21 protein-coding genes are annotated in these 22,788 nt (G+C 64.0%); 14 read left to right on the plus strand and 7 right to left on the minus strand.

From position 1 onward, the window contains the following. Window positions 1-132: 132 nt before the first annotated feature. Window positions 133-963 (plus strand): MetQ/NlpA family ABC transporter substrate-binding protein, encoded by an 831-nt coding sequence (locus tag FYB76_RS15590; RefSeq protein WP_154134227.1) that lies wholly within the window; start codon window positions 133-135, stop codon window positions 961-963. A gap of 208 nt (window positions 964-1,171) precedes the next feature. Here the strand turns inward: FYB76_RS15590 and FYB76_RS15595 are convergent, their stop codons facing one another. Continuing rightward, window positions 1,172-2,101: a LysR family transcriptional regulator gene (locus FYB76_RS15595; RefSeq protein WP_154134228.1), complete on the minus strand. Its 930-nt coding sequence runs from the start codon at window positions 2,099-2,101 to the stop codon at window positions 1,172-1,174. Between the two features lie 100 nt (window positions 2,102-2,201). Between FYB76_RS15595 and FYB76_RS15600 the strand changes: the two genes are divergently transcribed. From FYB76_RS15600 to FYB76_RS15620, 5 genes are all read left to right on the plus strand, one after another. Continuing rightward, complete coding sequence (locus FYB76_RS15600) at window positions 2,202-3,332, plus strand: alkene reductase (protein ID WP_088754790.1); 1,131 nt, start codon at window positions 2,202-2,204, stop codon at window positions 3,330-3,332. A gap of 30 nt (window positions 3,333-3,362) precedes the next feature. Further along, window positions 3,363-4,058 carry an SDR family oxidoreductase gene (locus FYB76_RS15605; protein WP_154134229.1) on the plus strand — a complete coding sequence of 232 codons (696 nt, stop codon included), beginning with the start codon at window positions 3,363-3,365 and terminating at the stop codon, window positions 4,056-4,058. A gap of 7 nt (window positions 4,059-4,065) precedes the next feature. Further along, complete coding sequence (locus FYB76_RS15610) at window positions 4,066-4,473, plus strand: VOC family protein (RefSeq protein ID WP_154134230.1); 408 nt, start codon at window positions 4,066-4,068, stop codon at window positions 4,471-4,473. Between the two features lie 488 nt (window positions 4,474-4,961). Next, window positions 4,962-6,386, plus strand: coding sequence for a GGDEF domain-containing protein (locus FYB76_RS15615; protein WP_154134231.1), 1,425 nt, complete (start codon window positions 4,962-4,964; stop codon window positions 6,384-6,386). 54 nt (window positions 6,387-6,440) lie between these two features. After that, on the plus strand, window positions 6,441-7,250 hold the full coding sequence (locus FYB76_RS15620; protein WP_370516361.1) for a TIGR02285 family protein: 810 nt from the start codon (window positions 6,441-6,443) through the stop codon (window positions 7,248-7,250). 8 nt (window positions 7,251-7,258) lie between these two features. Here FYB76_RS15620 and FYB76_RS15625 read toward each other — a convergent pair whose 3' ends face one another. From FYB76_RS15625 to FYB76_RS15650, 6 genes are all read right to left on the minus strand, one after another. Continuing rightward, a complete protein-coding gene (locus tag FYB76_RS15625) occupies window positions 7,259-8,449 on the minus strand; it encodes an AGE family epimerase/isomerase (protein ID WP_154134232.1) in 1,191 nt (396 codons plus the stop codon). Between the two features lie 26 nt (window positions 8,450-8,475). Continuing rightward, on the minus strand, window positions 8,476-9,492 hold the full coding sequence (locus FYB76_RS15630; RefSeq protein ID WP_154134233.1) for a ribose ABC transporter permease: 1,017 nt from the start codon (window positions 9,490-9,492) through the stop codon (window positions 8,476-8,478). Window positions 9,493-9,494: 2 nt separating this feature from the next. Beyond that, a complete protein-coding gene (locus tag FYB76_RS15635) occupies window positions 9,495-11,087 on the minus strand; it encodes a sugar ABC transporter ATP-binding protein (RefSeq protein ID WP_229296982.1) in 1,593 nt (530 codons plus the stop codon). Between the two features lie 118 nt (window positions 11,088-11,205). Continuing rightward, window positions 11,206-12,156: an ABC transporter substrate-binding protein gene (locus FYB76_RS15640; RefSeq protein ID WP_145607636.1), complete on the minus strand. Its 951-nt coding sequence runs from the start codon at window positions 12,154-12,156 to the stop codon at window positions 11,206-11,208. A gap of 105 nt (window positions 12,157-12,261) precedes the next feature. After that, window positions 12,262-12,891 (minus strand): nucleoside/nucleotide kinase family protein, encoded by a 630-nt coding sequence (locus FYB76_RS15645; protein WP_154134234.1) that lies wholly within the window; start codon window positions 12,889-12,891, stop codon window positions 12,262-12,264. A 399-nt stretch (window positions 12,892-13,290) separates the two neighbouring features. Continuing rightward, on the minus strand, window positions 13,291-13,899 hold the full coding sequence (locus tag FYB76_RS15650) for a cysteine hydrolase family protein (protein WP_154134235.1): 609 nt from the start codon (window positions 13,897-13,899) through the stop codon (window positions 13,291-13,293). 195 nt (window positions 13,900-14,094) lie between these two features. Here FYB76_RS15650 and FYB76_RS15655 point away from each other — a divergent pair, with 195 nt between their 5' ends. The 8 genes from FYB76_RS15655 to lnt all read left to right on the plus strand — a co-directional run bounded on the left by FYB76_RS15655 (window position 14,095) and on the right by lnt (window position 22,784). Further along, a complete protein-coding gene (locus FYB76_RS15655) occupies window positions 14,095-14,946 on the plus strand; it encodes a LysR family transcriptional regulator (protein ID WP_154134274.1) in 852 nt (283 codons plus the stop codon). A 193-nt stretch (window positions 14,947-15,139) separates the two neighbouring features. After that, window positions 15,140-16,480 (plus strand): tRNA (N6-isopentenyl adenosine(37)-C2)-methylthiotransferase MiaB, encoded by a 1,341-nt coding sequence (gene miaB, locus FYB76_RS15660; RefSeq protein WP_154134236.1) that lies wholly within the window; start codon window positions 15,140-15,142, stop codon window positions 16,478-16,480. 30 nt (window positions 16,481-16,510) lie between these two features. After that, window positions 16,511-17,641, plus strand: a complete 1,131-nt coding sequence (locus tag FYB76_RS15665; RefSeq protein WP_088754636.1) for a PhoH family protein — start codon at window positions 16,511-16,513, stop codon at window positions 17,639-17,641. Continuing rightward, complete coding sequence (ybeY, locus tag FYB76_RS15670; protein ID WP_008325707.1) at window positions 17,628-18,083, plus strand: rRNA maturation RNase YbeY; 456 nt, start codon at window positions 17,628-17,630, stop codon at window positions 18,081-18,083. The genes FYB76_RS15665 and ybeY overlap by 14 nt, the downstream gene beginning before the upstream one ends. 14 nt (window positions 18,084-18,097) lie before the next feature. Continuing rightward, the gene (locus FYB76_RS15675; protein WP_154134237.1) at window positions 18,098-18,280 is read left to right on the plus strand and encodes a hypothetical protein; all 183 of its coding nucleotides are present in this window, start codon (window positions 18,098-18,100) and stop codon (window positions 18,278-18,280) included. Window positions 18,281-18,401: 121 nt separating this feature from the next. Beyond that, window positions 18,402-20,042 (plus strand): methyl-accepting chemotaxis protein, encoded by a 1,641-nt coding sequence (locus FYB76_RS15680; RefSeq protein WP_229296983.1) that lies wholly within the window; start codon window positions 18,402-18,404, stop codon window positions 20,040-20,042. A 209-nt stretch (window positions 20,043-20,251) separates the two neighbouring features. Then, entirely contained in the window at window positions 20,252-21,130 is an 879-nt protein-coding gene (locus FYB76_RS15685) for an HlyC/CorC family transporter (RefSeq protein WP_034332131.1), read from the plus strand. Window positions 21,131-21,158: 28 nt separating this feature from the next. Then, window positions 21,159-22,784, plus strand: a complete 1,626-nt coding sequence (lnt, locus tag FYB76_RS15690) for an apolipoprotein N-acyltransferase (RefSeq protein WP_370516359.1) — start codon at window positions 21,159-21,161, stop codon at window positions 22,782-22,784. The last annotated feature ends 4 nt before the right edge of the window (window positions 22,785-22,788 follow it).

Consider the following 22,788-nt stretch of genomic DNA (forward strand, 5'->3'; position numbering starts at 1 on the left):
CCGCCCGCCTGCCACGCTTACTCGATTCCCCAAGAAGCAAATGCGAAATCGTTTGTTGGGCCACTGAAGAGCCCTGCCTATACTGGGCTCCCTCTTCCCACCCTTCTGACTTTTCTTGCAAACAGGCCCGTCATGACTGCTTCCCCCTCGCTCACCCAACGCTGGATACCAAAGCTCACCGTCCTGCTCGCCGGCCTGGCCGCAGCAGGCACCCTGCTGGCCGCACCGCTCAAAATCGGTGTAGTCCCGGGCGTCTTCGCCGACTCCGTGGAAGTCGCCGCCAAGGAAGCCAAGAAACAAGGCCTCGATGTTCAAGTCATCGAATTCAGCGATTGGGCCACACCCAACATTGCGCTGGATGCCGGCGACATCGACCTGAACTACTACCAGAACAGCAATTACCTCGCCAATGCCGTGCGCAGCAAGGGATTCAAGTTGACCAGCGTGCAGGCTGGCATCCTCTCCTACCTGGGCCTGTACTCCAGCAAATACAACTCCCTGGCCGATCTGCCCAACGGCGCCAAGGTCGCCATCGCCAGCGATCCCGTCAACGTCGGCCGCGGCCTGCGGCTGCTGCAGCACGCAGGACTGATCACGCTGCGCCCGGACACCGGGCTGCTCGGCACGCAAGCCGACATCGTCTCCAATCCCAAAAAGCTGCAGTTCGTCGAAGTCGAAGGACCACAGCTGGTCCGCGTAACGCCCGATGTGGACCTCGCGCAAGGCTTCCCCTATTTCATCATCGCCTCCAAGGCCTTCGATGCCCACAAGGGATTGTCCTATACCAGCTACGAAGATGACTCTTGGGCCATCCAGTTCGTGGCACGCAGCGACAAGACAAACGATCCGCGCATCGCCCGGTTCCTGACCATCTACAAAAATTCGGAGGCGGTGCGCAGCAGTATCCAAGCGTTCTATCACAACGATCAGAAACTCTATCGCCTGGCCTGGCTGAAGAAGTAAGCCAAGCCTTAGAAAAACAAGCGCCCGGAGCTCACCCGCACCAACATCTACACCAAAAAAGCGAACACTTCGATCGCCTCCATAGCGCTGCCTTCCCGGCTGGAGAGTTTCACGGGCAGCTGCAACCAAAGTAAGGGGACCAACGAAACCACATGAACAGCCGCCTCCAAAGGGACGGCTGTTGGCTTCAGCAACTCACTTCAGCAATTCATTTCAACAATCCCGCCATCCTGCTCCCCTCCGCCTCAAATCTCTCAACAAGAAAATCCAGCACCGCCCTCACCCGCGGCGCCATATACCGCGTGCGCTGATACAAGGCATGCACCGGCGCATCCGCCATGCGCCATTTCGGCATCAGCAATTTGAGCCGTCCCGCACGCAGGTCTTCGGCAACATCCCACACCGACTTCATCACGATCCCCTGCCCTTCCAGCGCCCACTGGCGAGCCAGTGCCCCGTCATTGGTTTCACGCGAAGTCGCCGCCGGCACGGTATAGGTCTGCACCTCCCCCTCGCGTTCAAAGCGCCACTCATTGGCCAGCCCGCTCGCGCCGAGCAGCACGATGCCCTCAAAACGATGCAGATCGGCCGGGCGCCTCGGCATGCCTCGCTTGGCAAGATACGAAGGCGCCGCGCACAACACGCGCCGGTTCGGCGCCAGCGGCCGGGCCACCATCGAGCTGCTGGGCGGCACCCCGAAGCGGATCGCCAGATCCAGGTCATCCTGCAGCAGGTTGGCCATCGAGTCCCCCAGCACCAGCGCCAGCGTGATCTGCGGATAGCGCTCGTTGAATTCCTCCAGCCAACCGCGCAATACATGCCGGCCAAAATCGGAAGTGGCCGCAATGCGCAACTTGCCGCTGACCACGCTGCGTCCGGCCTGCAACGCAGCCTGGGCATCGTCCAGGGCGGCCAGTGCCTGCTGGCAATGCGACAGGTAAAGCGCCCCCTCGGCCGTGAGCCGCAAGTGGCGGGTGGTGCGTTCGAACAGGCGCGTGTTCAGCTCGCCCTCCAGCTTCACCAGGCGCGCACTGGCCGCAGCCGGAGACAGGCCGATCTTGCGGCCCGCATCTGAGAGGCTGCCCAAGGCAGCGGCTTCCACGAAGAGGCGAATGTCGCCCAGGTTGTCTGCGGCCATTATTCTGCTCCATTTGATAATCCTTCAAATACTAGCCCAATTATCAAATGAGGCCGGCATTTGCATAATGGCCTCCATCAACGCATTCATGGAGCCTGTCATGTCAACCCCGACCACCCTGCTGACCCCGCTCACGGTAGGCCAGCTCACCCTTCCCCATCGCATCGTGATGGCACCGATGACCCGCGCGCGCAGTTCGCAGCCGGGCGATGTTCCCAATGCAATGAACGCCCTGCATTACGCCCAGCGTGCCTCAGCGGCCCTCATCATCACCGAAGCCTCGCAGATCTCGCCGCAGGGCAAGGGCTACTCCTTTACTCCCGGCATCTACAGCGCCGAGCAAGTGGAAGGCTGGCGCCTGGTCAGCCGTGCCGTGCACGATGCAGGGGGACGCATCTTCCTGCAGCTGTGGCACGTGGGCCGGATGTCGCATCCGGATTTCCACGGCGGGGCCTTGCCGGTCGCGCCGTCGGCCCTGCCCTTCGAAGGACAGATCTGGAAAGTCGATCCGGCCACCGGCGTGGGAGGCATGGTCGCCAGCCCGACCCCGCGTGCCCTGGCGCATGCCGAGATCAAGGCCATCGTCGAGGACTTCCGCCGCGCCGCGCGCAATGCCATTGCCGCAGGATTCGATGGCGTGGAAATCCACGGCGCCAACGGTTACCTGATCGACCAGTTCCTGCGCACCACCTCCAATGTGCGTACCGATGAATACGGCGGCTCGCGTGAAAACCGCCTGCGCTTCCTCAAGGAAGTCATCGATGCCGTCGCCGATGAAGTCGGCGCGCATCGCACCGCAATCCGCCTGGCACCCTTCCTGACCGCACGCGGCATGGATTGCCCGGACATCCTGCCGACCATCCTGGATGCGGCCAGCTTCCTGCAACAGCGCGGCATCGCCTACCTGCATCTGGTGGAAGCCGACTGGGACGACGCCCCCGTGGTCACCGAGAGCTTCCGCCAGCAACTGCGCGAGCGCTTCACCCATCCCATCATCGTGGCGGGCAATTACAACAAGGCGCGTGCGCAATGGGTGCTGGAGCAAGGCTATGCCGACCTGGTGGCCTTCGGCCGTCCCTTCGTCGCCAATCCGGATTTCCCGCGCCGCCTAGTCGAAGACCTGCCCCTGGCCGACTTCGATGGCGCCACCCTCTTCGGTGGGGGTGCGGCCGGCTATACCGATTATCCGGCGCTGCCGCTCACCACACCGGCCGCCTCGAACGCGGCCTGAACAGCGATCGTTTCTTCAAGGAGCCTCATCATGCAAGACCAGAAAATCATCGTCATCGGCGGCCTCAGCGGTATCGGCCGCGCCGTCGCTGAACAGGCCGCCGCCAAGGGCGCGCAAGTCATCGCAGCCGGGCGCCGCAAGGCCCCCGCAGACTTCCAGGCCCACATCGCTACCGCACAGGTCGACATCAGCGACGATGCCTCCGTGGCCCGGTTCTTCGAGGGCATCGGTGCCTTCGACCATCTGGTCGTCACGGCCGGGCCGGTGATCGGTTCAGCAAAGCTGGCAGACCTGCCGATCGCCGATGCCATCGCGGCCTTCAACATCAAGTTCTTCGATCAGCTGCGCGCGGCCCAGCAGGCCTTGCGCCATCTGCGTCCAAATGGCTCCATCACCTTCACCTCCGGCCTGCTGGCACGCAAGGCGGCGCCGGGTTCGCTGGTGAAGGCCACCATGAATGCCGCCACCGAAATCATGGCCAAGACCCTGGCCAAGGAACTGGCACCGCTGCGCGTGAACGTGGTCAGTCCCGGTATGGTGGAGTCAGGCATGTGGGGCGACATGAGCGAGGCCGACCGCAAGGCCATGGCCGAGCGCGCCGGCGCCAAATTGCCAGTGGGCCGCGTGGGACAAAGCGAGGATCTGGCGCAGGCCTATCTGCTGCTGATGCAGAATGGTTTCATGACCGGCAGCATCGTGGATGTGGACGGCGGAGGTTTGCTCTAAACGCACCATGCAACTCGATCACATCACCATCGTCGCAGGCGATTGCCGCCGCCTGCGGGATTTCTTCGTGGAAGTGGCCGGCATGCAGGACGGCCCCCGGCCGCCCTTCGCGGTAGCTGGCCATTGGCTCTACCTCGGTCACAAGGCTGTGCTGCATCTGATCGAGCGTCCGTCACCGTCGGGCGCACCGGTCGTGCAGTCGCGCGAATCTGCGGCACGCATCGATCACCTGGCATTGCGGGTGGACAGTGCCGCGCAATGGGAGCAGTTGCTGCTGCGCCTGGCCGAGCGCGCCATCGCGTTCCAGGTGGCACCGCCCAATGCCGGGGAGGAAAGGCAATTGTTCGTCATGCCCGCGCCCGGTGTCAGGGTGGAATTCGTGATTGCCCGGCAGCATCTCGCAGGCTACGGCTGAGCGCGGCCTTCCTCATCCTGTCGCTTAACTTTGACTGACGTCGAGCCCCTTGATGCCTGCCGGCAACGACAAATCTACCAATCCTCATCAACTCTCCTCGCACGAGAAACAAAGTGTGCATGGAACGCACACTTAATTACGTTCAAGCAGCATTGGCCAACAATTCGGTAAAACCTAACTGTTAGAATTTACCCCGCACGTGACCAGCAATTAAGTGGCCAGCCCATGGCCCACATCACATCCGCGGGAGGAAATTCAATGCGGCCGTTTCACGCCATGCCAATGCAGCGCATCCGCGACTACGCGGGGCTGTCCGTCGTGGCCTTCGCTGTTGCCGCACTGCCCGCAAAGGGCCGGCTGACGCCACGCAGCGTCTCGCCATCGGCTGCCCGCACCCTGCGCGCTGGCACGATGTCTGCATGCCTCATCGGCACTGCTTTGCGCCATCGCGCGCACTCCTGAGCAAGGCATCCCCGGCACGCAAGAACATGAATTTGCTCTCCAAGCATTCCCTGGCAGTCCACCTGCTGCGCATCATCTTCGGAAGTTACTTTCTCGTTACGTTGATCGTGACCTGCCTGCAACTCGCGGCTGAATATGAGCACACGCAATCCGGGGTGGACAATGAATTGCGCGCCATGGACCAGACCTTCGGCGCCAGCCTGGCCAGCTCCACCTGGCGCTTCCAGGGCGACGTGCAAAAGGCCACCCTGCGCGGCATCAGCAACCTGCCGGTGGTCACGGGCGTCAAGATCGAGGACCCGCAAGGCAAGCTGGTCATGGCGCTGGGCAATATCATCGATCACGATGGCCGGCAGATCCACGTCGAGCCGGAGGGCGCGCGCAGCGCGGTCAAGCCGGGCTTCTTCAATGCCACCACCAGCCACCGCTTCCCGATTCTCTATCGTGATGAACACGGCGTGACGCACGACATCGGTTCCTGGACGGTGTATTCCAGCCGCCATGTGGTCATTGGCAAGGTGGCGTATGGCTTCACGCTCATCCTCATCAACTCGGTCATCAAGACGCTGGTGCTGTGGTTCATCTTCCTGTACGTCTTCAATCGCTGGCTGGGGCAACCGATGACGCGCCTGGCCGGCTTTGTGCGCGGGCAGGACCTGAACCAGCCCGACCAGCCCAACATGCCGCAACGCATCCACCTGGCCGGCCGCACCCGCCATGAACTGCACTTCCTGGCCGATGCCATCAATGCGATGCTGTCCAACCTGCGCAAGCAGTCGCGCCAGAACCGCGCGCTCTACGAGCAGCTGGAACAGGAAAAGGAATCCCTGCGCGCCCTCAACAAATCGTTGGAGCTGCGCATCGCCGAACGCACGCGCGACCTGGCGCAGGCCAATGAACGCCTGCGCTCGCTGAGCCTCACCGATGGCCTCACCGGCATCGCCAACCGCCGCAGCTTCGATGAAACGCTGGACCTCGAATGGCGGCGCAGCCTGCGGCATGCCAAGCCGCTGACGGTGGCCTTCATCGACGTCGACTGGTTCAAACCCTACAACGATCATTACGGCCATGTGGCCGGGGATGCGGTCCTGCGCCAGGTAGCACAGACACTGCAGGACACCATCGGCCGCGCCGGTGAAACGGTGGCGCGCTATGGCGGAGAAGAATTCGCGGTGATCCTTGCCGAGACCGACAGCCTCCACGGCCAGCAGATCCTGCAACGCATGTGCGATGCCATCCATGCGCTGAACCTGCCGCATGCAGGATCAGCCCTGGGCCGTATTACCATCAGCGCTGGTGTGGCCTCGTGCGTTCCAGCACATCCAGAAGCCCGGCTGGAATCCTTGCTGCAAGCGGCAGACCAGGCGCTCTATCAAGCCAAGACCGAGGGCCGCAATCGGGTGTTGCTGGCAGCGGCGTTGCCGTCGTCGCCATCCGCTGCCCACACCTGAAAAAGAAAGTCGTGCATGCTCCATCGTCATTTGCTCAAACCCCTCGCCCATCTGATGTGCTGCGCGAGCATGGCGGCCATGGTGCCCATCGCGATGGCCGCCGACCAGATCACCTGGGGCAAATACAATGTGCCGCCCTACATGATTCGCAGCGGCGAATTCGCGCATCAGGGCATCTTCGATCTCACCCTCAACGTGCTGAAAAAGGAAATGCCGGACTACGAGCACGTCGAGCTGGAGGCCCCCTTCCCGCGCATCAACAGCGAGATCCGCAAGGGTAGCCACTGGTGCTTCAATGGCATGCTCAAGACGCCGGAGCGTGAGCATTACGGCTACCTGTCGCTGCCGATGTCGATCTTCCTGCCCTTGCGCATCATCGTGCGGCGCGATCGCGTGGCCGAATTCAAGCACCGGACCTCGCTGATGGCCCTGCTGCAAGACCCGCGGCTGACCACATCGGTCATGCGTGACCGCTCCTACAGCCCGACGGTGGACAAACTGCTGACGGCCTATCCGCCACGTGAAAATTATTCCGAACAGATGGAGGCCATCGGCATGCTGCTGGCTGGTCGTCTCGACTACATGGTGGAACTGCCGCTGCTGGCCTTCGACCAAGCGCGCGCCATGGGCCATGCCGGCGAACTGGTGGCACTGCCGATGCAGGAGGCCAATGAAGTCGTCTTCAACCGCGTGATGTGCCCGCACAACGAATGGGGCCGCCAGGTGGTGGAACAGGTCAACAAGGTCCTGCTGGCCGAGCGCGCCAAGCCTTCGTATCGCGCCATCGTGGAGAAATGGCACGACCCGGAGTCGGTGGCGGAGATCCGCAAGATCTACGACAAGGTATTCCTCAAGATCCCCTGATCGCCCCCTCACCCGCTCAGGCCACCCGCCTCCATCACATCCCAGCACGCACCCATGGTGTGATAGTCGACCTTGCCGGCGGGGGACTTGGTGTCTTCCAGCTTGCTGCCATCGGCCGCCAGGATGCGGAACCAGGCGCCATGATGATGATCGACCAGGTGCGCCCAGCTCCACGCCCAGATGGCGTGATACTGCTGGCGGAAACGTGCTTCACCTGTCACGCGCCACAGCCGCCACGCGCTGGCGAAGGACTCGGCCTGGACCCAGAAATATTTATCTGTGTCATAGGGACGCAGGTCCGAATCGAAGCCGTAGATCAGGCCACCGTGGAGCGCATCCCAGCCGTGCTGCCACGCTGCATCCTGCAATTGCGCGGCACGCGTCACATAGGCCGGACGCGGCTGCTGTGCATGGGCAATCAGCAGCAGCTTGGCCCACTCGGTCTGGTGGCCGGTCTGGAAACCCCAGGGCTTGAAGATGTTGTCGCGGTTGCCGCGGTTGTAGTCATGATCCAGGGACCAGTCCTGGCGATAATGCTCCCACACCAGATCCTGCGATTGCCGCGCAAGGCCGAAGACGAAACGTTCGATCAGCAGTTGCGCCCGCTCCAGGTAGACCGCGCGCCCCGTCGCAGCGTGCGCCGCCAGGCAGGCTTCGCACATGTGCATGTTGGCGTTCTGGCCGCGATAGGCGATCAGCTCGCCGGCCGGCGTGATCTCGTCCGCATACGCTTGATGCGCTGGCTCGAAGAAGGCGCTCTCCATGCGCTCATAGGCCTGCGCCACCTGCTGCGCATCGCACAGCCCGACACGGTGCGCATGCGCATAGGCCAGCAGCACGAAGGCCTGGCCATAGGCCATCACGGTGCCATCCTCGATCTGGCCATCACGCGAGGTCCACGCATACAGGCCTGCCAGCGGCCCCTCGGGATGGCGGAAGCGCTCCAGGTGCGCCAGTGCATGGCGCGCCTGCTCCAGGTAGCGCGGCTGCGCCGTATGCAGGTAGGCCATCGATTGCGTGAAGACCAGCCGCGTCGCGCTGACCAGATGCCGATGGCTGCGCTCATAGACGCTGCCGTCGTCCTTGAGATAATGGAAGAATCCGCCCTCTGGATCGATGGCATGGCGGTCGTAAAAGGCCAGCGTATCGGCCACATGCGCTTGCAGGAAGGCGCGGCTTTCAAGATCGGGAAGGGACATGCGGGCTCCGGATGGGGAAGAGAGTGTCATTGCGCGGCATCCTTCTGACGCCATTTGTCGAGGATCACGGCCAGCACGATCACCGCGCCCTTGGCCACGTATTGCCAGAACGAGGACAGGCCGAGGATAGTCAGCCCGTTGTTCATCACGCCGATGATCAGCGCCCCCACCACCGTCCCCCAGATCGTGCCCACACCACCCATGAGGCTGGTGCCGCCCAGCACCACGGCAGCGATCGCATCGAGTTCATAGCCGCTGCCCCAGTTGCCGTTGGCCCCGTACAAGCGGCTGGCCGATATGGCCCCGGCCAGGCCGGCGAACAGGCCGCTGATCGAATACACGAACAGCAGCACCAGCCCCACACGGATACCGGTCAGGCGCGCGGCCTGCAGGTTGCCGCCGATGGCGTAGATGTGCATGCCCAGTACCGTCTTGCGCAGGATCACCCAGGACAGCAGTACCACTGCCACCGCCACCCAGATCAGCCAGGGCACATGCAGGAAGTCGCCATTGCCGATCCATTCAAAACTGGGAATCTCATTGTTGAGCACCGTGGTCCCATCGGCCAGCAGATAGGCCGCACCGCGAAACGCCGTCATCGTGCCCAGCGTCACCACGAAGGCATTGATGTTGAGGAAGGCGACCATCGCGCCGTTGACCATGCCCATCAACAGCCCCGAGAGAACGAACATCGGGATCGACCATCCCGGCGCGGCGCTGAGCGATATCTGCATGCCCAGCACGGCAGAGACGGCCAGCACCGAACCGACCGACAGGTCGATGCCGGCCGTGAGGATGACGAAGGTCATGCCCGCCGCCAGCACCAGGTTGATGGCGACCTGGCGCAGGATGTTCATGGTGTTTTCGGCGGTGGCGAAATTGGAGCTGCCGTCGCCGCTGAGATAGATCGTCAGCGCATAGAACAGCAGGTACAGCACCACCAGGACCGGCAGCATGCCCAGCCGGTGCAGCAGCCATTGCGACGCCGTGGAAGAGGAACGTGCCGGGGCATCGTGCTTGGAAAGCGAAGTGGAATCAGCCATGACTAGAAGGAATGGGAAGAAGGAGAAGAATGGACTGCCGCAGAGCCGACGGCAGGCGGCGCTGCGCCCCCTGCATGCGTGCCGTGCATGCCGGCGGTATCGGTGGCCAGGTGCATGATGGCTTCCTGGGTGATGGCCGCACCGGCGCGTTCACCCGTGATGACACCCTCGCGCATGACCAGCACGCGGTCGCAGATGCCGATGACCTCCGGCAGCTCGCTGGAGATGACCACGACGGCCACGCCCTGCTCGGCCAGCTTGTGGACAAGTTGATAGATCTCGCTCTTGGCATAGATATCCACACCCCGCGTGGGCTCATCCAGGATCAGGACCTTGGGTGCGATCTCCAGCCAGCGCGCCAGCAAGACCTTCTGCTGGTTGCCGCCGGAGAGCTTGCCGACTGCCACCTGCGGATGGGCGACCTTGACGTTGAGACGCTGGATGGCACCGCGCGCCACATCATCCAGGGCAGCGCTGCGCACCAGTCCCATGCGGCTGTGGCGGCCGGCCACGTTCATGGTGGCGTTGGCGCCCACGGCCATCTGCAGGAACAGCCCCTGGCCCTTGCGGTCTTCCGGCACGTAGGCGATACCGGCGCGCATGGCCGCGCGCGGCTCATCGATCTGCACAGCCTGGCCTTCCAGCAGCACATGACCGCCGCTGCGCGGGTCCGCCCCGAAGAGCAGGCGCGCCAGTTCGGTACGCCCGGCGCCGACCAGCCCGGCAAAACCGAGCACCTCGCCCGCACGCACCGCGAAGCTGGAAGGCTTGACCTTGCCGCCGGCCAGGTCCTGCACTTGCAGTACCACCGGCAAGGCTGCCGCGCGTTCAGGCGCCATGCGGGTGTGCTGGTAGAACTCGCCCAGTGAGCGCCCCACCATCATCTGCACGATGCGTTCGGAATCGATTTCCTCACGGGCCAGTTCGCCCACGAAGCTGCCATCGCGCAGTACCGTCACGCGATCGGCCAAGGCGTACACCTCGGCCATGCGATGGCTGATGTAAATGATCGCCAGGCCCTCGTCGCGCAGGCGTTTCACCACACCGAAGAGATGCTCGGTCTCGCGCTCGGAGAGTGCAGCCGTCGGTTCATCCATGATGACGATGCGGCTGCGATGCACCAGCGCGCGGGCAATCTCGACCTGCTGCTGTTCGGCAATCGAGAGCCGGCCTGCACGGTCCGATGCCCGGAACGCGGCACCCAGCTGCCTGAGCACGGCATCGGTGCGACGGCGCATGGCGGCGTGATCGATCAGCCCCCAGCGCGTGCGCAGTTCGCTGCCCATGAAGACATTGGCGGCCACGCTGATGTTGGGCGCGACCGCCAGTTCCTGGTAGATCAGGTTGATGCCGGCGGCGCGGCTGGCACCGGGGTCGCGCAGCGAGACCGGATGTCCGTCCAGCAGGATCTGTCCGCCATCGGGGGCGTGTACGCCCGAGAGCACTTTCATGAGCGTGCTCTTGCCGGCGCCGTTCTCGCCCATGAGCGCGTGGATCTCGCCGGGACGGATGGTCAGGTGCATGTCCGACAGCGCGCGCGTGGCCCCGAAGGACTTGCTGATGCCGGTCATCTGCAGAATGGGAGTGGAAGTCATGGCAATCGAAGAATGCAGCCGCAGGGCGGCAAGCGCATCCCGCAGCAGGAAGCTCTCCTGGCTGCGGGCGCTGCGGAGGCGGCGCTCACCAAAGTGATATGCCGCCGGACGCGGGGCCTCAGTTGGCCGGGACCCAGCCCTTGTAGTCAGCCACGTTGTCGCGTGTGATCAGCTTGACCGGCAGCAGCTTGACGGGCTTCTCGGGCGTACGGCCATTCATGACCTGATAGCCGATGGCCACGCTCTCGGCGGCCATGCCATACGGGTCCTGCGCGGGCGAGGCAGCGAAGAGCGACTTGCCGTCCTTGAGCGCGCGTTCGGCATCGGGTGCGCCGTCCACACCGGTGATGACCTTGATGTCGCTGCGCTTGGCCTGGCGGATCGCCAGCTCGGCGCCGATGGCAGTGGGGTCGTTGATGGCGAAGACGCCATCGATCTTGCCTTGCGCGGCCAGCAGGTTGGACATGGTGGTCATGCCACCATCGCGGCTGCCGCCGGCGTTCTGGTTGTCGGAGAGGATCTTGATGCCGGGCGACTTCTTGAACTCGGCCTTGCAGCCGGTGACGCGATCCATCACCGCCGACACCGGCGGCCCGTTGACGATGACCACGTTGCCCTTGCCCTGCAGCTTGTCGGCGATGAATTTACAGGACTCGGCGCCGGCCATGGTGTTGTCCGACATGACGGTCACATCCGCACCTTCGGCGGCCACATCCACGGCCACCACGACGATGCCGGCCTTTTTGGCCTTCTTCACGGCCGGGCCCACGCCCTTGGAATCGGCCGCATTGAGCACGATCATGTCGACCTTGTTGGCGATGAAGTTCTCGATCTGGCCGACCTGGGTGTTGAGGTCATACTTGGAGGAGACCACGGTGACCTTGGCATCCGGATTGATCTTGCGGGCGCCGCTTTCAGCCCCCTTGGCGATGGCCACGAAGAAGGGATTGGCGAGGTCGCCCAGGGTGACGCCGACTGATTTCAAGGGCTTGTCGGCGGCCTGTGCCGGGGCGGTGGCGGCGCCCAGTGCGAGGGTGGCGCAGGCGATGGCGAGGGTTTTCTTGATCATGCTTGTCTCCGTTCTTGTTGGAAGTTCCAGGGGGATGGCTGGGGCCTGTCGCGGCCCCTTGCTGCTTGCTGCTTGCTGCTTGCTGCTCACGGCACGCCGGAACCCTCAGTCCCGGCGAACAATCCGGTCGGCACGGCTGCGCGTGGTCTCGATGAGCGCCGCATTGATTTCATCGCTGTTCATCACCCACGCTTCGGCCTCGGTCGGGCTGCGGCCAAACTGCACGTGGCGTGCGATCAGCCGCTGCAGCCGCAGCGCAGGATCGACATCGACATACCAGACCTCATCAAGCAAGGGCCGCACCCGCGCCCAGTGGCCGCAATCGAGCAGCAGGTAATTGCCTTCGGTGATGATGAGCTGCGTCTCGTGGGCAATGGCGATGCTGCCGGCAATGGCCTCCTCGATCTCGCGCAGGAATTGAGGCGCATAGACGATTTCACCGGCCCGCTGTTCGCGCAGCCGTGACAGCACCTGGACATAACCGGCACTGTCGAAGGTATCTTCCGCGCCCTTGCGCGCGGCGCGGCCCAGGCGCGCCAGCTCGGCATTGGCGAGGTGGTAGCCATCCATGGGCAGGATGACGGAATGCGCCAGTCCTTGCGAGCGGACATGCTCAAGCAGCGCCTGCGCCAGGGTGGACTTGCCGCTACCCGGCGGGCCGGCAATGCCGAGTATGGTGCGCCGGCCGCTGGCCAGCAGGGCCGCAAGCCGGTCGGTGAAGACTGCCGGAATCATGGTCGACTCATTCCTTTTTCTAAGGACCGCCCGCAGGGCCATCCGTATGCGGCGTACGCGCGCTTTATTGAAATGCAGCACAACAGCAAGGGATGCTGTTGCGCTCGCTTTGCCCATCGACCGCGCTGCAGGCGGCTGGCGTGGCAGGCGAAGGAGGATGTGGGCAAATTGCGGAAAGCCGACAAACTAATCGATTTTGTCTCCTGAATTTCAGCGCTCCTGAATATTCATGCGTAATTTCTAATTATTGCTAGTTCCACGTCGTTAACGTGATGAAATTTTCTTTGAATATTGTCGATACCGATCTGCTTATGGGTAAGTCAGCATGATGAAAAAAGGACGCTACGGGTGAGGTAGCGTCCTTGCCTGGTTTGCAACAACCGGGGGCGTCTCAGCGCATCAGTTTTGCGCCAGCGCTGCTGCATCGGCCACCACCGTGGCGTAGCGATCGGCCAATTCGGTCAGCGCCACGCGCTGGATCTCGGCGGCGCTCACCGGTGCGCCACCCAGCGGGTCCGGCAGGTCGCGGGTGGCGCAGGCGGCGGCCACGACCGTGGAGGCATAGCCATGGTCCAGCGCCGAGCGCACGGTCGCGCTCACGCACATGTGGGTGGCAAAACCGCTCACGACCAGGGACTTGCGGCCGGTCTTCCTGATGGCCTCATCCAGCGCAGTGCCGGCGAAGGCATTGGGCAGGCCCTTGGGCAGCACCAGTTCGTCCCCCTGCGGCTGCACGCCGTCGATGATGGCCACGTGCGGCCCTTGCGGATCGAACATGGCGCTGCCCGGCTTGCTGTGGTGGACGATGTGGATCACCGGCGCACCGGCGGCACGAGCCTGGCGCAGGAGTTCGGCGACCTGGCCCACGGCGGCATCGATGCCGGCCAGCGGGGCGCGCCCGGTGGTGTATTCGGTCTGGTGGTCGATGATGAGCAGCACGGCTTCCTGCCAGGTGGCGGCACGGGGGCTGCCACCGGCGATCTGGATCAGGGTCTGGGGAGAGGACATGGCGGTTCCTTGTTAAAAAATGTTCGAGGGAAGTCGATAAAACGCTGCAACTGATCGTCAATGCACAGTGACGGACCATCTTAGTCCGATAAAATTCGCACTGCCATTCACCGAAATCGCCAGCCACCTGTGAAAAAATTAACAGCCCCCAGCAAGGCCACGCCCTTGCCCTCCCATCAAGTTGTGCATGCCGCCCTGGATGCCGACTGGGAAAGCCTGCGCAGCTTCGCCGCCTTCGTCGAAGCCGGCAGCCTCTCCGGCGCGGCGCGCGCGCTGGGCGTGACCCACGCCACCATCGGCCGCCGCCTGCAATTGCTGGAAGAGGCCCTGCAGGCCCCGCTCTACCTGCGCCGCGCCGAGGATGTGGAACTGACCCGCCTGGGCGAGAGCGTGCTGGCGGCTGCGCGCGCCATGCAGGAACAGACCCGGCAACTGGCGCGCACCCTGGCTGGCGGGGACCTGCGGCTGGAAGGCAAGCTGCGGCTGGCCTGCACCGATGCCATCGGCACCCTGTTCCTGGCCCCGCGCCTGCCCGCGCTGCTGGAGCAATGGCCGGCGCTGGATGTGGAATTCGCCATGGGCCACCAGACCCTGAGCCTGGCGCGGCGCGAAGCCGACCTGGCCCTGCGCTTCGGCAAGCCCCAGAATGGCGAACTGATCGCCAGGCCGCTGGGCGCGGTACGTTTTTACCTGTGCGGCACGGCCGATAACGTCGCCCTGTGGCAGCAGGCGCCCAAGACGGCGCCCTTCGTGGCCTATGACGACGGCGTGCCGGACATTCCCGAGACACGCTGGATCGCCGACCATGCCGCCGGCAACCCGGTGCGTTTTCGCAGCACCAGCCTGGTGGCGCAGTGCATGGCCGCGCGCGCCGGGGTCGGGCTGGCCTTGCTGCCAAGCTATCTGCTGGCGCCGGAACTGCAGACTGTGGAGCCTGCGCCACAGCTGCAGCGCGAGCTGTGGGCGGTATTCCATCGCGACCTCAAGACCCTGTCCCGGCTGCGCGCCGTGCTGGCATGGCTGCAGGACTGCTGCGCGCAACTCTGAGAATTGCCTCATGGACAGGCCCGCCCGGCGCTGGCGGCGGCTGCACGGGGCCTGCGGTGCTATAATCGCGAACCTCCGGGGATGGGCTCCACCACCGCTGCAGCAGTAGATTCCAGCGGCCCGCCGCCCTCCTCCTCGCCGGCGCGCGCATGTTCCATGCGTCCTTCCTGCGCTCTTCGCCTGATAAAGATTTATGCAGAAAAAAGTATTCATCAAAACCTTCGGCTGCCAGATGAACGAGTACGACTCGGACAAGATGGCCGACGTGCTCCATGTCGCCGAAGGCCTCGTCAAGACCGACCGTCCGGAAGAGGCCGACGTGATCCTGCTGAACACCTGCTCGATTCGCGAGAAGGCGCAGGAGAAAGTCTTTTCCGACCTCGGCCGCCTGCGCGCGCTCAAGAAGGAAAAACCCGACCTGCTCATCGGCGTGGGCGGCTGCGTGGCCTCGCAGGAAGGCGACGCCATCATCAAGCGCGCGCCCTTCGTGGACATGGTGTTCGGTCCGCAAACCCTGCATCGCCTGCCGCAGATGATTTCCGAGCGGCGCTACAGTGGCCGCCCGCAGGTGGACATCAGCTTCCCGGAGATCGAGAAGTTCGACCACCTGCCGCCGGCGCGCGTGGAGGGAGCGACCGCCTACGTCGCCATCATGGAAGGCTGCAGCAAGTATTGCAGCTACTGCGTGGTGCCCTATACGCGCGGCGAGGAAGTCTCGCGCCGCTTCGAGGATGTGCTGACCGAAGTGGCCGGACTGGCCGACCAGGGCGTCAAGGAAATCATGCTGCTGGGCCAGAACGTCAACGCCTATCGCGGCGTGATGGAAGATGGCGAGATCGCCGACTTCGCCCTGCTGATCGAATACATTGCCGAGCTGCCGGGCATCGAGCGCATCCGCTTCGTGACCAGCCATCCCAAGGAATTCTCGCAGCGCTTGATCGACACCTATGCCAAGGTGCCCAAGCTCTGCAATCACCTCTACCTGCCGGCACAGCATGGCTCGGACCGCACGCTGGCGGCAATGAAGCGCGGCTACACCGCGCTGGAATACAAGTCGGTGATCCGCCGCATGCGCAAGGTGCGTCCGGATATCACGGTGCAATCGGACTTCATCGTCGGTTTCCCCGGCGAGACCGAGGAAGATTTCGAAGCGCTCATGAAGCTGGTGGCCGATGTGGGCTTCGACAACAGTTTCTCCTTCATCTTCAGCCCGCGCCCCGGCACGCCGGCCGCCAACCTGGCCGACGACACCCCGCAGGAAGTCAAGCTGGCCCGCCTGCAGCGCCTGCAGGCTGCGCTCAACGACAACGCGGCAAAGATCAGTGCCGCGCAGGTCGGCACGGTGCAAAAGGTGCTGGTGGAAGGCGTTTCCAAGCGCCGCGAGCATGAGCTGCAAGGCCGTACCGAGAGCAACCGCGTGGTCAACTTCGACGGTGGCCCGAACGGCCAGCGCCTCATCGGCGAGATCATCGAGGTCCGCGTGACCGAAGCCTTCCCCTTCTCGCTGCGTGGCGAGATCGTGACCCGTCATTGATGATTCAATCCCCTCAACCGGAATCGTGCATTGAAAAAAATCCCCAACCAGCCTCATCACTTCACGCCCCAGCCGCTGGACAACCGGCGCCTGGCCAACCTGTGCGGTGCCCTCGATGAAAACCTGCGCCAGATTTCCGCTGCGCTGGATGTGACCATCTTCCGCCGGGGCGACCGCTTCGTGGTCACCGGCACCAACGCCGAACGCGCCGTGGAGGTGCTGGAGCGTTTCTACGAGAAGGCCGACCGTCCGGTGGCCGTGGACGATATCCAGCTGGCCCTGGTCGAGCAGCGCGCCAACGCCGCCGCCGATGAAGAAGCCGGCCTGCCGCCGCTGCCGGCGCGCCGTGGCAAGGCCGCTGCGACCGCCCCCGCTGCGGCTGCCGCCGACGACAAGGACAGCCAGGACCCGCTGCCCGAGAGCCCCATCCTGAAGACCCGCAAGCACGACCTGCGCGGACGCACGCCGCACCAGAGCCAGTACCTCAACGCCATCCTGGAACACGACATCACCTTCGGTGTCGGCCCGGCCGGTACCGGCAAGACCTACCTGGCGGTGGCCTGTGCGGTCGATGCGCTGGAGCGCGATGCCGTGCAGCGCATCGTGCTCACGCGCCCGGCCGTGGAAGCGGGCGAGCGCCTGGGCTTCCTGCCGGGCGACCTGGCGCAGAAGGTCGACCCCTACCTGCGTCCGCTGTATGACGCGCTGTACGACCTGCTGGGCTTCGACCGCACGCAGAAGCTCTTCGAGAAGCAGGCCATCGAGATCGCCCCGCTGGCGTACATGCGCGGCCGCACGCTCAATCACGCCTTCATCATTCTCGACGAGGCGCAGAACACCACGCCGGAACAGATGAAGATGTTCCTGACCCGCATCGGTTTCGGCAGCAAGGCCGTCATCACCGGCGACGTCACCCAGGTCGACCTGCATCACGGCCAGAAGAGCGGCCTGGTCGATGCGCTGTCGGTGCTGCATGACGTGCGCGGCATCGCCTTTTCGCGCTTCACCAGTGCCGACGTGGTCCGCCATCCGCTGGTGGCACGCATCGTCGATGCCTATGATGCCGCCGGCAACCCTCGCCCCGATACCGCGCGCGCCACTGCCCGCACTGCCACCAATCTCCTGACCAAATCCGCCAAGCCGCGCCATGCCAAAACATAAACTCACGCTGTCGGTGCAATATGCCGACGACCGCCTCAAAGACAGCATCACCCGCCCTCTCCTGCGCCGCTGGGTGCAGGCCGCCCTGTTTGCGCCGGCCGAACTGACGCTGCGTTTCGTCGGTTCCGAAGAAGGCCGTGACCTGAACCGTGACTATCGCGGCAAGGACTACGCCACCAACGTGCTGACCTTCGCTTATACGGAAGACGAAGACAGCGAAGTCACCGAGGCCGACATCATCTTCTGCACCGATGTGCTGGAGAAGGAAGCCGCCGAGCAGAAGAAGACCGTGGAAGAGCACACCGCCCATCTGGTCGTGCATGGCGTGCTGCACGCGCAGGGTTATGACCACGAGGACGACGAGGAAGCCAACGAGATGGAAGCGCTGGAAACCGAGATCCTCGCCACCCTCGGCTACGACAATCCCTACAAGTCACGCTGAACCAGGACACTGTCTTGCCGCTTCGGCAAGACAGCCTGGTGTTGCAAACAAGACGGTCTGCTGCGGCAGGCCGTTTTTGTTTCCGGCGCGGTTTCATTTTTGTTGCTTTGCCTCAAGCCATTGCCGGTTTATCACGCCAAAAAGTAATCGGTTTTTCCGATGCGATCATCGATTTTTTCGCTTTCATGATGCAGTGACAATTTACTCGTGAATTTTCCCTGAGTTTTAACTAGGCAATTCAGGAAAAGCCCGATGGGACGCGGACTCCGGCTGAACGAGAATGCTTACACACAAATTAAACCCATCGGGGAGGATGTCATGAAGAACCTGAAGATCGGCCATCGTCTTGGCCTTGGCTTTGCCGCCGTACTGGTCCTGCTGGTGGCGGTGGCCACCTTCGGCCTGCAGCAAGTCTCGCGCCTGAATGATCGTATCGTCTTCCTGACCTCCATCGATGAGGGCAAGCTCGAAGCGCTTTCCAAAGTGCAATTCGCCGTCGGCCTGCGCGCCATTGCAGCACGCAACCTGACGTTGGTCGGTGGGACCGCGGAACAGAAAGGCGATGTCGACCTGGTCGGCAGCGCCCAGAAAGAGATCGAATCCGGCATGGCCGAACTGACCCGCCTGATGCAGGACCCGGCGACCACGCCGCAAGAGCGCGAGATGCTGGAGCAACTGCGCAAGCTGGAAGCGCAATACCTGCCGGTGGCCGTCAACATAGTCAAGCTGGCAACCGCGCAACAGACTGATGCGGCCCGCGCCTCGCTGGTCAAGGATTGCATGCCCATTCTCAAGCAGGTGATTGCCCACGTGGAGCAATTCAACAAGCTGCTGCGCAAGAATTCCGCGGCCAATGTGGACGCTGCCGAAGCCGCCTACGCCATGGCCAAGTGGACCATGATGGGGGCCAGCCTCGCAGCCCTGGCCTTGGGCGGCCTGATCGCCTGGCTGCTGACCCGCTCGATCTCCCGTCCCCTGGCCCAGGCCGTGAGCGTGGCGCAGAGCGTGCAATCGGGCGATCTGGGCAGCCGCATCGAAGTCACCAGCAAGGATGAGCTGGGCCAACTGATGGCCGCACTCAAGGGCATGAATGACAGCCTGGTGGCCATCGTCGGTGAAGTCCGCCAAGGGACCGATACCATCGCCGTGGCTTCCGATGAAATCAAGCGCGGCAACATGGATCTGTCCCACCGCACCGAGCAGCAAGCCGGTTCGCTCCAGGAAACCGCCTCGGCGATGGAGCAGCTCACTGCCACCGTCAAGCAGACCTCCGACAATGCCCGCGAAGCCAAGCGCCTGGCCGACAACGCATCGGACGTCGCCAGCAAGGGCGGCGCGGCCGTCGGCCGCGTGGTGGAAACCATGCACGCCATCAGCACCTCTTCGCACAAGATCGTGGACATCATCAGCGTGATCGACGGCATCGCTTTCCAGACCAACATCCTGGCCCTGAACGCTGCAGTGGAGGCGGCCCGTGCCGGTGAGCAGGGACGCGGCTTTGCGGTGGTCGCTTCGGAAGTGCGCTCGCTGGCCCAGCGCTCGGCTGTTGCCGCCAAGGAAATCGAGGCGCTCATCAATGAATCGGTCGCCAAGGTCGCCACCGGCGAGAAGCAGGTCAGCGAAGCCGGCTCGACCATGGATGAGGTGGTCAAGAGCATCCGGAGCGTGACCCACATCGTGCAGGACATCAGCGCCGCCAGCGCCGAGCAGACCGCCGGCCTGGAACAGATCAACAATGCCGTGGCCCGGATCGATGAGACCACCCAGCAGAACGCAGCCCTGGTGGAACAGGCTGCCGCGGCCGCCGCGTCCATGCAGCAACAGAGCGTGGCGCTGACCGATGTGGTGAGCATCTTCAAGCTCACGGCCGAGCAGGCCGGCCCGACCGCAGTGCGCGCCCAGCAGGCTGCCGTGCACTATTCCCAGGATGCGGCGATGCCGGCCCTGAGCTACGCCTGAGCACCAGAGAGCAGATTTTCCCTGAGGGTGTATTTGCCGGCATCGTGGATGCCGGCTTTTTTTTGCATGCAGCAGCGGCAACGCGGCATAGTGATTTCCAGCAGGCAAGCGGGGCGGCAGGCCGCTGTGGCGGGCCCTTTAGTGGACTTGTCACATAATTGTTGTATCCTATGGCTCTTCGAAACTACGTCGGGCTCGCGCCTAACGCCATGCAAGATCACCCTAGTAGCGTCAAGTCTGACGCTAAACCCCATCGTTCCCTGTTTGAACGACTCACCGCACTGATTTCCCCCGAGCCCGAGAACCGGGCAGAACTGCTCGAAGTGTTGCACGACGCCCATGAGCGCAATCTCATCGACGCCGATGCGCTGTCGATGATCGAAGGCGTGTTCCAGGTCTCCGACCTGGCGGTGCGCGACATCATGGTGCCGCGCTCGCAGATGGACACCATCGACATTTCCAAGCCGATCGAAACCTGGATGCCGGAAGTACTGGCCACCTCCCACTCGCGCTTCCCCGCCGTGGATGGCGAGCGCGACAAGGTCATCGGCATCCTGCTGGCCAAGGACCTGCTGCGTTACTACGCCGAGGAATCCTTCGACGTGCGCGACATGCTGCGTCCGGCCATCTTCATTCCCGAATCCAAGCGCTTGAACGTGCTGCTGCGCGACTTCCGCGCCAACCGCAACCACATGGCCGTGGTGGTGGACGAATACGGCGGCGTGGCCGGCTTGATCACCATCGAGGATGTGCTGGAACAGATCGTCGGCGACATCGAGGACGAATACGATTTCGATGAAGCCGAAGACAATGTGCTGGCCCTGAAGGATGGCCCGCACGGTGCGCGCTGGCGCGTGAAAGCCCTGACCGAGATCGAGCAGTTCAACGCGGAAGTGGGCAGCCGCTTCTCCGACGAAGACGCCGACACCATCGGCGGACTGGTCGCCAATCACGTGGGCCGCGTGCCGCGCAAGGGCGATGAATTCGACATCGACGGCCTGCACTTCGAAGTGCTGCGCGCCGATGCGCGCCAGGTGCATGTGCTGCTGGTGTCCAAGCTGCCGCCGGCACCGCTGGACGACGAGTGAATCGCCTGACCTGCCTGTCGTTGCAACCGTGACTTCCCCCTCCCCCCAAGACTTGCCGCTGCCGCGCGGCGCCACCGCTGCGCGCGGTCGCCTCGGCACGGCGCTGGCCTTGCTGCTGCCGGTGGCCGCAGGTGCGATCAACGTCTTCGCCTTCGCCCCGTTCAAGCTGTGGCCCTTGCAGGTCCTGGCCTTGGCCTGGCTGTTCCATGGCGTGCTGGCGCAACCGCAAGCCTCTACCGGCCGCCACTTCGCGCGCGGCTGGCTGTACGGTTTCGGCTGGGCGGCGGCGGGGGTGCACTGGCTCTACATCAGCATGCACGACTACGGTGGCATGCCGGGCTGGATGGCCGCACTGGCGGTGGGCTTGCTGGCGCTCTACCTGGGTCTGTATGCCGGGGCTGCCACGGCGTTCGCAGGCTGGCTGCGCCATCGCTGGTCGTCCTCGCCGCTGGTGCTGGCGCTGTTCATGCTGCCGGCGCTGTGGGCGCTGTCGGAATGGGCACGCGGCTGGGTCTTCACGGGATTCCCCTGGCTGATCTCGGGCTATGCACATACGGCCGGCCCGCTGGCAGGATTCGCCCCGGTGGGCGGCGTCTATTTCGTCGGCTGGGTCGCGGCGCTCATCGCAGGCAGCCTGGCGCTGCTGTGGATGGGCCTCGTACGCAAGGGAGTGGCCGGTACCGGCCAGCGCATCGTGCTGCCGCTGTGTGCTGCGGCCCTGCTGTGCGCGGGTGGTGTGGCCTTGCGGCTGGTGCACTGGACCACGCCCCAAGGCCAGCCGATCACGGTGCGCCTGCTGCAGGGGAACATCCCGCAGGAAATGAAATTCTCCAACGATGCGCTGGTCTCCACGCTGGGCATGTATGAACAAATGATCAGCGCCGCCCCGGCCGACCTGATCGCCACCCCGGAAACCGCCATCCCGCTGCTGCCGCAGCAATTGCCGCCGGATTACCTGGAGCGCATCGCCCGCTTCGCGCAAAACAGCGGCAGCCATCTGGCGCTGGGCATTCCGCTCTCCGATGGTCCGCAACTGTATGCCAATTCGGTGCTGGGCTTCGGCCCCGGAGTGGGCTCGGCCTTGATGCCCTACCGCTACGACAAGCACCACCTGGTGCCCTTCGGCGAATTCATCCCGCCGGGCTTCCGCTGGTTCGTCGACCTGATGCACATCCCGCTGGGCGACATGACGCGCGGCGCGCCGGTGCAGTCGCCCTTCGGCGTGAAGGACCAGTGGGTGCTGCCCAACATCTGCTACGAAGATCTGTTTGGCGAAGAAATCGCCGGCCAGTTGCGCGATGCCTACCGCGCCGGCCAGCCGCAGGCCAGCCTGTTGCTGAACCTGTCCAACATCGCCTGGTTCGGCAATTCGATCGCCCTGCCCCAGCACCTGCAGATCTCGCAGATGCGTACGCTGGAAACCGGCCGCCCGATGCTGCGCGCGACCAACACCGGGGCCACTGCCGTGATCCTGCCGGGCGGCGCGGTCAGCGAGCTGCCGCCCTATACGCGCGGCGTGCTCTCCGGCCAGGTGCAGGGCTATGGCGGCCAGACCCCCTACATTCTGCTGGGCAACAAGCTCATCGTCGGGCTGGCGCTGCTGATGCTGCTGCTGGCCTGGGGCCGCAACAAGGCCGCGCGCATCCGCCACTGATCTC

The organism is Herbaspirillum sp. CAH-3, from assembly GCF_009668275.1.
Taxonomy (GTDB): Bacteria; Pseudomonadota; Gammaproteobacteria; order Burkholderiales; family Burkholderiaceae_D; genus Herbaspirillum; species Herbaspirillum aquaticum.

Coding starts and splice junctions, on each gene's coding strand:
- FYB76_RS15600 (WP_088754790.1), top strand. CDS start 2,202: ATGTCAACCCCGACCACCCTGCTGACCCCGCTCACGGTAGGCCAGCTC.
- FYB76_RS15615 (WP_154134231.1), top strand. CDS start 4,962: ATGAATTTGCTCTCCAAGCATTCCCTGGCAGTCCACCTGCTGCGCATC.
- FYB76_RS15625 (WP_154134232.1), bottom strand. CDS start 8,449: ATGTCCCTTCCCGATCTTGAAAGCCGCGCCTTCCTGCAAGCGCATGTG.
- FYB76_RS15630 (WP_154134233.1), bottom strand. CDS start 9,492: ATGGCTGATTCCACTTCGCTTTCCAAGCACGATGCCCCGGCACGTTCC.
- FYB76_RS15635 (WP_229296982.1), bottom strand. CDS start 11,087: ATGACTTCCACTCCCATTCTGCAGATGACCGGCATCAGCAAGTCCTTC.
- ybeY (WP_008325707.1), top strand. CDS start 17,628: ATGCCAAAACATAAACTCACGCTGTCGGTGCAATATGCCGACGACCGC.
- FYB76_RS15650 (WP_154134235.1), bottom strand. CDS start 13,899: ATGTCCTCTCCCCAGACCCTGATCCAGATCGCCGGTGGCAGCCCCCGT.
- FYB76_RS15640 (WP_145607636.1), bottom strand. CDS start 12,156: ATGATCAAGAAAACCCTCGCCATCGCCTGCGCCACCCTCGCACTGGGC.
- FYB76_RS15685 (WP_034332131.1), top strand. CDS start 20,252: ATGCAAGATCACCCTAGTAGCGTCAAGTCTGACGCTAAACCCCATCGT.
- FYB76_RS15590 (WP_154134227.1), top strand. CDS start 133: ATGACTGCTTCCCCCTCGCTCACCCAACGCTGGATACCAAAGCTCACC.
- FYB76_RS15610 (WP_154134230.1), top strand. CDS start 4,066: ATGCAACTCGATCACATCACCATCGTCGCAGGCGATTGCCGCCGCCTG.
- miaB (WP_154134236.1), top strand. CDS start 15,140: ATGCAGAAAAAAGTATTCATCAAAACCTTCGGCTGCCAGATGAACGAG.
- FYB76_RS15680 (WP_229296983.1), top strand. CDS start 18,402: ATGAAGAACCTGAAGATCGGCCATCGTCTTGGCCTTGGCTTTGCCGCC.
- FYB76_RS15645 (WP_154134234.1), bottom strand. CDS start 12,891: ATGATTCCGGCAGTCTTCACCGACCGGCTTGCGGCCCTGCTGGCCAGC.
- FYB76_RS15595 (WP_154134228.1), bottom strand. CDS start 2,101: ATGGCCGCAGACAACCTGGGCGACATTCGCCTCTTCGTGGAAGCCGCT.
- FYB76_RS15620 (WP_370516361.1), top strand. CDS start 6,441: ATGTGCTGCGCGAGCATGGCGGCCATGGTGCCCATCGCGATGGCCGCC.
- FYB76_RS15605 (WP_154134229.1), top strand. CDS start 3,363: ATGCAAGACCAGAAAATCATCGTCATCGGCGGCCTCAGCGGTATCGGC.